Annotated in this window: 10 protein-coding genes; 9 read left to right on the top strand and 1 reads right to left on the bottom strand. The window is 63.3% G+C overall.

Annotated elements, in window-relative coordinates:
* Positions 1–3 precede the first annotated feature (3 nt).
* The 7 genes from hutU (at position 4) to ASD07_RS18425 (ending at position 8,937) form a co-directional block, all read left to right on the top strand.
* Positions 4–1,707, top strand: coding sequence for a urocanate hydratase (hutU, locus tag ASD07_RS18455; RefSeq protein ID WP_055933731.1), 1,704 nt, complete (start codon positions 4–6; stop codon positions 1,705–1,707).
* A 123-nt stretch (positions 1,708–1,830) separates the two neighbouring features.
* Positions 1,831–3,372 carry a histidine ammonia-lyase gene (gene hutH / locus ASD07_RS18450; RefSeq protein WP_055933729.1) on the top strand — a complete coding sequence of 514 codons (1,542 nt, stop codon included), beginning with the start codon at positions 1,831–1,833 and terminating at the stop codon, positions 3,370–3,372.
* A 9-nt stretch (positions 3,373–3,381) separates the two neighbouring features.
* Entirely contained in the window at positions 3,382–4,170 is a 789-nt protein-coding gene (gene hutG, locus ASD07_RS18445; RefSeq protein ID WP_055933728.1) for an N-formylglutamate deformylase, read from the top strand.
* Positions 4,167–5,534 carry a formimidoylglutamate deiminase gene (locus ASD07_RS18440; RefSeq protein WP_055933726.1) on the top strand — a complete coding sequence of 456 codons (1,368 nt, stop codon included), beginning with the start codon at positions 4,167–4,169 and terminating at the stop codon, positions 5,532–5,534. The genes hutG and ASD07_RS18440 overlap by 4 nt, the downstream gene beginning before the upstream one ends.
* Positions 5,531–6,115: a HutD family protein gene (locus ASD07_RS18435; protein ID WP_055933724.1), complete on the top strand. Its 585-nt coding sequence runs from the start codon at positions 5,531–5,533 to the stop codon at positions 6,113–6,115. The genes ASD07_RS18440 and ASD07_RS18435 overlap by 4 nt, the downstream gene beginning before the upstream one ends.
* A 3-nt stretch (positions 6,116–6,118) precedes the next feature.
* Complete coding sequence (gene hutI, locus ASD07_RS18430) at positions 6,119–7,375, top strand: imidazolonepropionase (RefSeq protein ID WP_055933722.1); 1,257 nt, start codon at positions 6,119–6,121, stop codon at positions 7,373–7,375.
* Between the two features lie 2 nt (positions 7,376–7,377).
* Positions 7,378–8,937, top strand: coding sequence for a glycine betaine ABC transporter substrate-binding protein (locus tag ASD07_RS18425; RefSeq protein WP_229207205.1), 1,560 nt, complete (start codon positions 7,378–7,380; stop codon positions 8,935–8,937).
* Here ASD07_RS18425 and ASD07_RS31460 read toward each other — a convergent pair.
* On the bottom strand, positions 8,891–9,049 hold the full coding sequence (locus ASD07_RS31460; protein WP_200953821.1) for a hypothetical protein: 159 nt from the start codon (positions 9,047–9,049) through the stop codon (positions 8,891–8,893). The genes ASD07_RS18425 and ASD07_RS31460 overlap by 47 nt on opposite strands.
* Before the next feature lie 771 nt (positions 9,050–9,820).
* Between ASD07_RS31460 and ASD07_RS18420 the strand changes: the two genes are divergently transcribed.
* Together ASD07_RS18420 and ASD07_RS18415 are read left to right on the top strand one after the other, a co-directional pair.
* A complete protein-coding gene (locus ASD07_RS18420; RefSeq protein ID WP_055933720.1) occupies positions 9,821–11,848 on the top strand; it encodes a DUF6531 domain-containing protein in 2,028 nt (675 codons plus the stop codon).
* Positions 11,845–13,230 (top strand): RHS repeat protein, encoded by a 1,386-nt coding sequence (locus ASD07_RS18415; protein ID WP_055933718.1) that lies wholly within the window; start codon positions 11,845–11,847, stop codon positions 13,228–13,230. The genes ASD07_RS18420 and ASD07_RS18415 overlap by 4 nt, the downstream gene beginning before the upstream one ends.
* Position 13,231 lies beyond the last annotated feature (1 nt).

The raw sequence follows: 13,231 nt of genomic DNA, 5'->3' as shown, positions 1-13,231 counted from the left end.
GCCATGTCTTCCAGCCTTGCCAACGATCCCCGCTACGATGCCACCCGCGATATCCGCGCCCCGCGCGGCCCGGAAATGGTCTGCAAGACCTGGGGCGCCGAAGCGGCCTACCGCATGCTCCAGAACAACCTGGACAAGGAAGTAGCGGAAAATCCGAAACACCTGGTGGTGTACGGCGGCATCGGCCGCGCGGCCCGCAATTGGGAGTGCTTCGACCAGATCCTCGCCTCGCTGAAAAAACTGGAAGCCAATGAAACCCTCCTGATCCAGTCCGGCAAGCCGGTCGGCGTGTTCCAGACCCACGAAGACGCGCCGCGCGTCTTGCTGGCCAACTCCAACCTGGTGCCGAAATGGGCCAACTGGGAGCACTTCAATGAACTGGACCGCCAGGGCCTGTTCATGTACGGCCAGATGACGGCCGGTTCCTGGATCTATATCGGCACCCAGGGCATCGTGCAGGGCACCTACGAAACCTTCGCCGAGGCGGGCCGCCAGCATTTCGGCGGCGACCTGAAAGGGCGCTGGGTGCTGACCGCCGGCCTGGGCGGCATGGGCGGCGCGCAGCCGCTGGCGGCCACCTTTGCCGGCGCCGTCTCGCTGAACATCGAATGCCAGCAGTCGTCGATCGATTTCCGCCTGCGCACCCGCTACCTGGACAAGCAGGCCGCCAGCATCGATGAAGCGCTGGACATGATCAAGCTGCACACGGCCAATGGCGATGCCATTTCGATCGGCCTGCTGGGCAATGCGGCCGACGTGCTGCCGGAACTGGTGCGCCGCGCCAAGGCCGGCGGCCTGGTGCCAGACCTGGTGACCGACCAGACCTCGGCGCACGACCTGGTCAACGGCTACCTGCCGCAGGGCTGGAGCGTGGAGCAGTGGAAAACGGCCCAGGCCGACGCCGCGCAGCACGCGCGCCTGGTCGATGCCGCCGCCGCTTCCTGCGCCGTGCACGTGCAGGCCATGCTGGACTTCCAGGCCCTGGGCGCCAAGGTGGTCGATTACGGCAACAATATCCGCCAGGTGGCGCTGGACAAGGGCGTCAAGAACGCCTTCGACTTCCCGGGCTTCGTGCCGGCCTATATCCGCCCGCAGTTCTGCGAAGGGCGCGGTCCGTTCCGCTGGGTGGCCCTGTCCGGCGACCCGGAAGACATCTACAAGACCGACGCCAAGATCAAGGAACTATTCCCGCACCACGCCAACGTGCACCGCTGGCTGGACATGGCGCGCGAGCGCATCGCCTTCCAGGGCCTGCCGGCGCGCATCTGCTGGCTGGGCCTGGGCGAGCGCCACATCGCCGGCCTGGCCTTCAATGAAATGGTCAGGAACGGCGAGCTGAAGGCGCCGATCGTGATCGGCCGCGACCACCTGGATACCGGCTCGGTCGCATCGCCCAACCGCGAAACCGAAGGCATGCGCGACGGCACCGATGCGGTGTCCGACTGGCCGCTCCTGAACGCCATGCTGAACACCGCCGGCGGCGCGACCTGGGTCTCGCTGCACCATGGCGGCGGCGTGGGCATGGGTTACTCGCAGCACTCCGGCGTGGTGATTGTGGCCGACGGCACCGAAGCCGCCGCCAAGCGCCTGGGCCGCGTGCTGGTCAACGACTGCGGTTCGGGCGTGATGCGCCACGCCGACGCCGGCTACGAGGCCGCCATCGAATGCGCCAAGCGTAATAAACTGAATCTGCCAATGATCAAGTAAAACCGGTAAACCTGGGTCCGACCCAAGGGTCGGACCCGACCCGCGACCGCCGCCGACCGGGTCTGACCCTTGGGCCAGACCCTGCCTTACCGGTTTAAAAGCAAACGAACACGAGACACAAAAATGACCCAACTCACCCTCACCCCCGGCAAACTGACCCTGGCCGACCTGCGCGCCGTGTGGAGCACCCACACCCCGATCGCCCTGGCCAAGGAAGCCTACACCGCCATCGAGGCATCCTGCAAAGCCGTGCAGGACATCGTCGCCAAGGGCGACGCCGCCTACGGCATCAACACCGGTTTCGGCCTGCTGGCCAAGACCCGCATCCCGGACGACAAGCTGGAACAGCTGCAGCGCAACCTGATCCTGTCGCACTCGGTGGGCACCGGCGAGCTGATGTCCGACGAAGTCGTGCGCCTCCTGATGCTGACCAAGATCAGCAGCCTGTCGCGCGGCTTCTCCGGCATCCGCCCGATCGTGATCGATACCCTGGTCGCCCTGTACAACAAGGGCATCATGCCCGCCATCCCGGCCAAGGGTTCGGTTGGCGCCTCCGGCGACCTGGCCCCGCTGTCGCACATGACCCTGGCCATCCTGGGCGTGGGCGACGTGCGCGTGAAAGGCGAACTGGTACAGGCAGCCGACGCGCTGAAAGCCGCCGGCATCGCCCCGGTGGTGCTGGCCGCCAAGGAAGGCCTGGCCCTGATCAACGGCACCCAGGCTTCCACCGCCCTGTGCCTGCACGGCCTGTTCATGGCCGAACGCCTGCTGGAAGCCGGCATGGTGACCGGCTCCATGTCGCTGGACGCCGCCAAAGGCTCCGATTCCCCGTTCGACGCCCGCATCCACGAGGTGCGCGGCCAGCCAGGCCAGATCGCCGCCGCTGGCATCTACCGCGAACTGGTGAGCGGCAGCGCGATCCGCGCTTCGCACCTGGTAGGCGACGAGCGCGTGCAGGACCCGTACTGCCTGCGCTGCCAGCCGCAAGTGATGGGCGCCTGCTGGGACATCATCGCCAACGCCGGCCGCACCTTGCTGATCGAAGCCAATGCCGTCACCGACAACCCGCTGATTTTCCAGAACGACGACGGCCCGGTGGTGGTCTCGGGCGGCAACTTCCACGCCGAACCGGTGGCCTTCGCCGCCGACACGCTGGCGCTGGCCATTGCAGAAATCGGCTCGATTTCCGAGCGCCGCATCTCGCTGCTGATCGATGCCACCCTGTCCGGCCTGCCGCCATTCCTGGTGCGCGACCCGGGCGTGAATTCCGGCTTCATGATCGCCCACGTCACCGCCGCCGCACTGGCGTCGGAAAACAAATCGATCGCGCATCCGGCGTCCGTGGACACCATCCCGACTTCCGCCAACCAGGAAGACCACGTGTCGATGGCCACCTACGGCGCGCGCCGCCTGCACGACATGGCGCAAAATACGGCTGTTATCCTCGGCATCGAACTGCTGGCCGCGGCGCAGGGCATCGACTTCCACCGTCCGCTGAAAACCTCGGCGCAACTGGAACATGTACACGCCCTGCTGCGTTCCAAGGTACCATTCTTCGACGCCGACCGCTTCTTCGCGCCGGACATCGAGGCAGCCAGGCAGATGGTGGTGAACGGCGACCTGAGCGCCACTTGCAAGAGCCTGTTCAGCGCCCTGCATCCGTAAGGAGGTTTCATGGATTACCGCTTCCAAGCAGGCAGTATTCCCTTGCTGGTGTCGATGCCCCATGTGGGCACCGACATCCCCGGCGATATCGCTGCTGCGATGACGCCGGCGGCGACCGAAAAGGCCGATACCGACTGGCACCTGGTGCAGCTGTACGACTTCCTGGGCGCGCTGGGCGCGTCCACGCTGTCGGCACGCTGGTCGCGCTATGTGATCGACCTGAATCGTCCGCCTGAAAACACCAACCTGTATCCCGGCCAGGATACCACCGGCCTGTGTCCGGTCGATACCTTCCACCGCGAGCCGCTGTACCTGGAAGGCAAGCAGCCTTCGCAGGCCGAGGTCGAGCGCCGCCTGGCGGATTACTGGCAGCCTTACCATACCCAGTTGCGCGCGGAGCTTGACCGCCTGCTGTCGATCCACGGCAAAGTGGTGCTGTGGGATGCCCACTCCATCGCCTCTGTCGTGCCGCGCTTCTTCGAAGGCAAGCTGCCCGACCTGAACTTCGGCACCGCCGACGGCGCCAGCTGCGACCAGGCCATGACCGACGCTATCGCCGGCGTTGCGCGCAGCGACGAGCGCTTCACCGTGGCCGTCAACGGCCGCTTCAAAGGCGGCCATATCACGCGTTTCTACGGCAAGCCGGAGCAGGGCGTGCACGCGATCCAGCTGGAAATGTGCCAATCCACCTATATGGACGAAGCGGCGCCGTTCGGCTACCGCGCCGACCGGGCCGCCGAAGTCCAGCCGCTGCTGCGCCAGCTGGTGCAAACCGCCGCAGAATGGGTGCGCAAATGAAAGCCCTGTTCGCGCACCACGCACTGCTGGCCGACGGCTGGCGCAAGAACGTCCTGCTGCAATGGGATGATCGCGGCAACTTCACCGCCGTGCAGGCCGATGCCGTGGCGGCGCCGGGCATCCCGAGTGCACGCCTGGTCATGCCGGGCATGGTCAACCTGCACTCGCACGCCTTCCAGCGCGCGCTGGGCGGTCTGACCGAAATCGCCGGCGATTCGAAGGACAGCTTCTGGACCTGGCGCGACCTGATGTACCGCTTCGCGCGCAATATCACGCCGGAACAGATGGAGGCCATCGCGGCCCAGTTGTACTCCGAGTGCCTGCGCCACGGCTACACCTCGATGTGCGAATTCCACTACGTGCAGCGCGCGCCGGACGGCAGCATGTATCCGCATGCGTCGGAAACGGCGCAGCGCGTGATCTCCGCCGCGCGCCAGGCCGGCATCGGCATCACCATGCTGCCGGTGCTGTATTCCTACGCAGGCTTCGGCGAACAGCCTTTGAAGCCGGAGCAGGCGCGCTTCCGCACCGATGCGCGCGACGTGCTGAAGATCATTGGCGAGCTGGAACCGCTGCGCGACGCGCAGGTGGAAGTCGGCGTGGCGCCGCATTCGCTGCGCGCCGCCTCGGTGGCGCAGATCCGCGAAGTGCTGGACCATTTGCCGAAGGCCCGTCCGGTGCACATCCACATCGCCGAGCAGCAGGGCGAGGTGCAGCAATCACTGGACTTCTCCGGCAAGCGCCCGGTGCAATACCTTTACGAAAACCTGCCGGTCGATGCGCGCTGGTGCCTGGTGCATGCCACCCACCTGACGCCGGACGAAGTCACTGCCATCGCGCAAAGCGGCGCCGTGGCGGGCCTGTGCCCGACCACGGAAGCCAACCTGGGCGACGGCCTGTTCCCGCTTGAGAGCTTCGTGGAGCAGGGCGGACGTTTCGGCGTCGGCAGCGACAGCCATGTATCGCAAAGCGCGGTGGAAGAACTGCGCTGGCTCGAATACGGCCAGCGCCTGGTGCAGCAGCGCCGCAACATTGCGGTTTCCGGAAGCGAGCGCCGCGTCGGCGACTTCCTGTGGCAAGCTGCCCTGCAGGGCGGAGCGCAGGCGGCCGGACGCCCGGTCGGAGCTCTGGCAGCTGGCAAGCGTGCCGACCTGATAGTGTTGGACGACGACCACCCGAATCTCGACGGAATCGACGCCGCCGATGTATTGGGATGCTTCGTTTTCAGCGGAAATGATAATCTAGTCAGGGATGTGATGGTCGGCGGCCACTGGGTGGTGCGCGGCCAGGAGCACGTGGCGCAACCGGCCATCACCACGCGCTTCAAAAAGACGCTGGCCGAACTGCGCGAGCTACGAGCATGACTCAAATCATCCAGTATGCAAGCCTGCACTCCACGCCTTGGAAGAACGGCGGCGGCAGCACCACGGAACTGTGCGTGATGCCGCCTGGCGCCGGCTTCGACGAGTTCGAATGGCGCCTGTCGCTGGCCACCATCGCGCAAAGCGGCCCGTTCTCCGTCTTTCCCGGCATCGACCGCACCCTGACCCTGGTCGAGGGCGGCGGCGTGGTGCTGGACGTGGGCAACGAGCGGCGCGTAGCGCTGAGCGAACGCGAGCCGGTCATCGCCTTCCCGGGCGAGAATGCCGTCACTGCCACGGTGGAAGGCGCGCCGACCACCGATTTCAACGTCATGACGCGGCGCTCCATCTGCAATCACCAGCTGGAACGGCGCACAATCCGCGACTTTTCCACGCTGGAACGGCGCAGCCCGACCACGGTAGTGTTCCTGGCCGAAGGCGAGAGCCTGAACCTGGCCAGCGCCAGTGAGCGCATCTCGCTGGTGCGCTATGATGCGGTGGTGCTGGACAAGGATGACGTGTGGACGCTGGAAGCGGGCCACGCCACCGTGTTCATTGTCGATATTTTCCCGAACGAAGAGTAAAACATGGCAGTAGAGTGGGACCTGTTGATCACCAACGTGCACCTGGCCACCATGATGGGCGAGGGCTATGGCGAAATCCGCGACGCCGCCATCGCGGTCGATAACGGCCGCATCGCCTGGATCGGCCGCCGCGAAGATGCCGCAGCAGCGGGCAGCGCGGAGCTGGAGCACGACGCCGGCGGCTGCTGGCTGACCCCCGGCCTGATCGACTGCCACACCCACATCGTCCACGCCGGCAACCGCAGCGACGAATTCGAAGCGCGGCTGAATGGCGCCACCTACGAGGAAATTGCCCGTGCCGGCGGCGGCATCATGTCCACCGTGCGCGCCACCCGCGCTGCTTCCGACGAAGAGCTGCTGCGCCAGTCGCTGCCGCGTATCGCCGCGCTGCTGGCCGAAGGCGTGACCACGCTGGAAATCAAGTCCGGCTACGGCCTGGACCTCGCTTCGGAATCCAAGATGCTGCGCGTGGCGCGCCGCGTCGAGCAGGTTGTGCCGGTAACGGTGCGCACCACCTTCCTCGGCGCCCATGCGCTGCCGCCCGAATTCAAGGACCGCCCCGACGACTACGTCGACGCGGTGATCGGCATGATCCCCACGCTGGTTGCCGACGGTCTGGCCGACGCGGTGGATGCCTTCTGCGAGCGCATTGGCTTTACCGCCGCGCAAACTGAACGCATCTTCGCCGCCGCGCGCGAGCATGGCTTGCCGGTCAAACTGCACGCCGAACAATTGTCCGACCAGGGCGGTGCGGCACTGGTGGCGCGCTACGGTGGCCTGTCTGCCGACCATTTGGAACACCTGTCCGCCGAAGGCATCGCTGCCATGGATGCTGCCGGCACCGTGGCCGTACTCCTGCCTGGCGCCTACTACTTCCTGCGCGACACCACGCCGCCGCCGGTAGCAGCCCTGCGCGCTGCCGGCGTGCCGATGGCAGTCGCCACCGACAACAATCCCGGCACGTCGCCGATGACCTCCCTGCTGCTGGCGATGAATATGGTGTGCACGCTGTGGCGCCTGACGCCGCTGGAAGCGCTGGCCGGCTGCACCATCAATGCCGCACGCGCATTGGGGCTGGATGGCGAGGTAGGCACGCTGGAAGTCGGCAAGCGCGCCGACTTCGCGCTGTGGCAGATCGCCCGCCCGGCGGACTTGTCGTACGCCTTCGGATTCAATCCCTGCGTCGCCGTGGTCAATCGCGGCGTCTGGCGCGACCCTGTGGTCGGCATTCCCGCAGTCGCCCCCGCCGCAGGCGCCTGAACTTGCTGCGCCGCGCCGCCACTGTCTTCCTGGCCCTGGCGGCCACCTTGTTTGCCTCCGCTGCCAGCGCCGACGACACGCTGCGCATCGGCTCCAAGCGCTTCACCGAGTCCTATATCCTCGGTGAACTGCTGGCACAAACCGCCGCGCCGCACGCCCGGGTCGAGCACAAGCAAGGCCTTGGCAACACTGCCATCGTTCTGGCAGCGCTGAAGTCCGGCAGCATCGACGTTTATCCCGAATACACGGGCACCATCAGCCAGGAAATCCTCAAGCACACGCAACCCGCCACGCTGGAGCAGATGCAGCGCGAACTGGCCGCGCAAGGCTTGGGCATTGCCGTCCCGCTGGGCTTCAACAACACCTACGCGCTGGCAGTACGCGGCGCAGCCGGCGACCCGCGCAAACTGAGCGAGCTGGCCGCACAGCGCGAAATGCGCTACGGCTTGTCGCACGAATTCATCGGCCGCGCCGACGGCTGGCCAGGACTGGCAAAGCAATACGCCATCGGCGCTACACCGCGCGGCCTCGATCACGGAATCGCTTACGAAGCCTTGGCGCAGAAGCAGGTCGACGTCATCGACATCTACTCCACCGACGCCAAGATCAGCCAGTACGGCCTGCGCGTGCTGGAAGACGACCGCGCCTATTTTCCGCGCTACGACGCCGTCCTGTTATACCGACTCGACGCCGCGCAGCGCTTCCCGGCCGCCTGGCAAGCATTGCGCGCGCTTGAAGGCCGCATCATTGCCGCCGACATGATCGCCATGAATGCCGCCGCCGAACTGCGCGGCCAGCCTTTCAGCGCTATCGCCCGCGACTGGCTCGCGCGCCATTCCGCTTCAGCCATGGCGCCCGCCAGCCAATCCGCCGCTACCGAGCCCACCGCAGCCGTCCTCTCCCGTGCCTCGACGTTCTGGCAACGGCTTTTTGCGGATGACTTCTGGCCGCTAACCCGCCAGCACATCCTGCTGGTCGCGCTGTCCGTCGCAATGGCGAGCGCCCTCGGCATCCCACTCGGCATCCTCGCTGCCTACCGTCCGAAGCTGCGCGAACCAGTCATGGCCGCAGCAGGTATCCTGCAAACCATCCCTTCGCTAGCCCTGTTGGCCATGCTGATTCCGCTGCTTGGCACGATCGGCACCATGCCAGCCCTGTGTGCGCTGTTTGTCTACGCGCTGCTGCCGATTGTCCGCAATACCTGTACTGGCATCAGCGGCGTCCCACAAGGCCTGAAGCAGGCCGCGGAAGCACTGGGCCTGCGCACCACGCAACGCCTGAAAGAAATCGAACTCCCGCTGGCCGCCCCAGTCATCCTGGCCGGGGTGAAAACCGCAGCCGTGATGAGCGTCGGCACCGCCACTATCGCCGCCTTCATCGGCGCCGGCGGCTACGGCGAACGCATCACCACCGGCCTGGCCCTGAACGACAACACCCTGATGCTGGCTGGCGCACTGCCGGCAGCCGTCCTGGCCCTGCTCACGCAGGGCCTGTTCGAATGGATGGAAAGGGGATTTAAAGCATCAGCAGCCGCGCGCGCACCTGCTCGGCTTCGTGCGTAAGGACCTGTTCAGCCAACGCATCATTGGCCCGCTGCGCTGCCAACACTTGCAATTCCCGCGTATAGCGGTTCAGCAAAAAGCGCAGATAAGCCCGATAAACAGCTTTGAACATCTTCAGTCTCCACCGAGCGCGAGACTCTCCATTCTGCGAGTTTCCCCTGAGAATGTATTGAGCTAGATCAAATGTAAGCCAGGTAAGAATTTGTAAGGGACAGGGCAACGCCGGGGCAGGGCGACTATATTGAAACCGTCGATTCATCTCCCCTCCCAACTGACACCTGGGTTTCAGTATCCCTCGCCCGACCACACACGAGCCGCGAGGGATTTTTTTTGCTCGTCACCAAATGCTGGCTCGTCGGGATCGCTGCGCGCATACCATCTTTTGTTACACGTCTCGGTGAGTATTTGATAGAAATATTCACAACTGAACATGTTACCCTTCTGCATCTTTTGTTATTGCTTCTGGGGAAGTGTTCATGATTACTCGATGGATAATTGCTTCGCTTGCCGGCTTCCTGCTAAGTGCGAACGCCTATGCCGATTTCGCTCCCGTCACTCCTGACGGGGACACTGTAACGTGGTATGGCAATTATGTGACTGGCGAGGCGCTCTTCGCTGCATGTAACAGCCTTGCATCAGACTTGGCCAAGATCCAGTGAGAATTTGCGGCTCCACGCCACCCTCAGCCCCAACCACCTACGCTACTGGTTATCATTCCCGAGTGGGAAGCAAAGGAAGTCCAAGTTCCGTCTACTTCAATGCCTCAGCCTGCGGCACTGATGGACAGTTCACGTACATAGTGGAGCACCATTGGTGTGAGTACGTTAGGCCGGTCAGCGAACCAGTGCCATCTTCTCCAAAGGGGAATGGTCCGACATGTCCAATGTGTGGCAACCCGATTGCGCCGGGTACCGGTAATAAGGTGCAGATCGAGACAGACTTTGCTCCTGCAAACCCCGGGTTCAAGCTCGAACTGACCCGTACATACAACGGTGGGCAGCTCTCCGGTGACGTGAACGCAAAAGGTGTGTTTGGCAGTCGTTGGACTTCTGCACTCGATCGCAAAGTCTGGCTGCGCAACAGCACGAAGCCGATGGCGTGCTACACGCGCTCCGACGGCATCACTTTCTGCACCTTCCCGCAAGCTGACGCAAGTGGACAGTCGGCAGTGGTGACCCGCCCCGATGGAAAGCTCCACATCTTCAATCGCGCCGGCAGCCAATGGGTTGGAGATGCCGATGTCAACGAGCGCCTTAGCGCCCAGTACGCAACCGACGGTGTTACGCCGATTAGGTGGAATTACACCACAGTGAACCAGGATGTCGAGCTATACGATGCAAATGGCCGTTTGCTGTCCATCACGTCCGCCATTGGAGCATGGCAGCGCTACACCTACAGTACCGGCGGCAGCAACGACACCGCAATTTCGCGTGTGCCCGAAGATGCGCCTGTCTGCTCGAATGTGCAAACAGGGCCGGCAATTCCTGCAGGGCTCCCCGTCTGCGTCACCGACAACTGGGGACGCCAAATGCAATTCGAATACGACGAAAAACAGCGAGTCTCCAAAGTCATCGACCCTTCTGGCCAAGCGTACTTTTATGAGTACGACGGCGTCACCGGCGGCTGCCCTTCCAATACCAAACATCCCGAGACGTGCCGGGCAGGGAATTTGACAGCAGTCACATACCCGGGGAACCAGACAAGAAAATATCATTACAACGAGAAGAGCCTGATCAACGGCGGGAATAATTGCTATAACGCGACTGCCTTTGCCGAAGGTTACGGCCACCTGCCCAATGCCCTGACCGGCATCACGGATGAAAATGGCGCGCGCTATGCTACCTGGAACTGGAACTGCTACAACCAAGCCACCTCATCCGAACACGCGGGTGGCGTAGAAAAGGTAACTCTCGCGTACACCGGTTTTGCTGCAGACGGCACCAAGACCGTCACTGCGACATCGTATGTAGGCACCGCCGCGGCGCCGCAACCCATCACCCGGAAATACCGCTTCAAGCTCTCGCTTGGCGTAGCAATGAACGATGCCATCGACCAGCCATGCGAAGGCTGCCAAGACATGAAGGAGCGAACCTACGACGCCAACAACAACGTATCGACCAGCAAGGACTGGCAAGGGAACAATAAAACCTTCACCTACGACCTGACTCGCAACCTGGAAACCAGCCGGGTTGAAGGCCACGGAACCGCGCTTGCCCGCACCATCACCACCGAATGGCACCCGACCATGCGCTTGCGCGCCAAGGTCGCAGAGCCGCTGCGCATCACCAGCTACACCTATGACGCCAACGGCAACATGCTGTCAGAGTCGGTGCAGGCCACGAAGGATGCCAATGGAGCAAGTGGCTTCTCCGCTATTCCAGACGGTACGCGCAAAACCTGGAACTTCACCTATAACAATGCTGGCCAACTGCTCACCAAGACAGGGCCGGGAGTCAATACGACGCTCACCTACGACAACCAGGGCAACCTGGAAACAACGACCAATGCGGCCGGCCACGTCACGCGCTATGGCAATTACGATGTGAACGGACGCGTTGGCCAGATTACCGATCCAAACGGTATGGTGACCAGCTTCTCTTATGGCCCACGTGGCTGGCTGGACTCGGTATCAGCCGGCGGCGAACTCACAAGCTACACCTATGACGGTGTGGGCAACCTGAAAATCGCCACCATGCCGGATGGCACCACCACGACCTACAGTTACGACGACGCCCACCGATTGACCTCCATTGCTGACAGCCAGGGCAACAAGATCAGCTACACCCTCGACCTTTCCGGCAATCGAATTAGCGAAGACAGCAACGACGCGAACGGCCAACTGACCCGCAGGATCAGCCGCGTGTTTGATACGTTGAACCGTTTGAAGCAAGTAACCGGAGCAATGCAATGATCAGCGCCACAATTTTCTCCATTGCCGCCGCTTTGTGCTGCGCCGCCAGCGCCCAGGTCCAGAACACCACGACCAGTTACGACTACAACACCGCCGGCTTGCTCACCAAGGTCACGGACCCGCTGAACCGCATCACGACGCATGACTATGATGTGTTTGGCCGGCGTATCGCATCGACCGATCCGCGCGCGGGCATCACTGCATTTGGCTATGACGGGCTTGACCGCGTTGTCAAGGTGACCGATGCCCGCAATCTGGCCACGGTCTACACCATTGACGGCCTGGGCAATTTGATCCAGACCAGCAGTCCCGATACCGGCAACACCGTCAACACCTACGACGATGCCGGCAATATCAAAACGCGCACCGATGCAAAGAACCAGACTACAACGTACCAGTACGATGTGCTGAACCGCGTCACCTCCGCCAGCTTCAGCGACGGCACGGGCGTTAGCTATGTCTACGACCAGGGCGCCTATGCGCTGGGCAGACTAAGCCAAGTGACGGATGTCAGCGGAAGCATCCAATACGGCTATGACCAACATGGACGGACGGTTAGCGAGACCCGCACCATCGGCGGCCAGGCTTACAGCACCGCCTACCGCTACGACCAGTATGGCCGCCTTTCCGGTCTCACGTACCCGAGTGGCCGCAGCGTCGACTATGTGCGCGACGACATGGGCCGCATTAAGGAAATCCGCAGTACCAGGAATGGAGCGCCGCAGCTGCTGGTTGGCCAGGTAACTTATCAGGCCTTCGGCCCGCTGCAATCTCTCGTGTTCGGCAACGGCCAGACTTACTCACGCAGCTATGACATCAATGGCCGCATGACGAGCTACACGCTCAATGGCCAGGTGCAAACCTTGGCCTATGACGCGGCGAGCCGTATCACCGGAGTGGCTGACGGCGGCAACGCGGCCAACAATCGCACGTACGGCTACGATGAACTTGACCGTCTCACCAGCGAACAGCGTGCCCAGCGTAGCCTCGTCTACAGCTACGACGCCGTCGGCAACCACACACAATACGCGAATGGCGCTGCCTCAACCGCCTACACCTACGGCACCACCAGCAACCGCTTGACGCAGCTCACTGGCAGCCAGAACGCCAGCATCGCCACCGACGCCAACGGCAGCATCACCAACAACGGCAGCGCCACCTTCAACTATGACGCACGTGGCCGCATGGTGTCGGCTAACACCGCCATCGGTCTGGTGAGCTACAAGATCAACGCCCTCGGCCAACGCGTGCAGAAAGTTACGCCGATATCGACCACGGTTTACCACTACGACGGAAGCGGCAAGCTGATCGCCGAAAGCACCGATGGCGCGCTGACCGAATACGTCTACCTGGGCGACATGCCGGTTGCGGTACTGAAATAAG

Origin of the sequence: Duganella sp. Root336D2 (genome assembly GCF_001425005.1) — a bacterium.
Lineage (GTDB): Bacteria > Pseudomonadota > Gammaproteobacteria > Burkholderiales > Burkholderiaceae_D > Rugamonas.
This window is presented reverse-complemented; position numbering and strand designations above follow the sequence as displayed.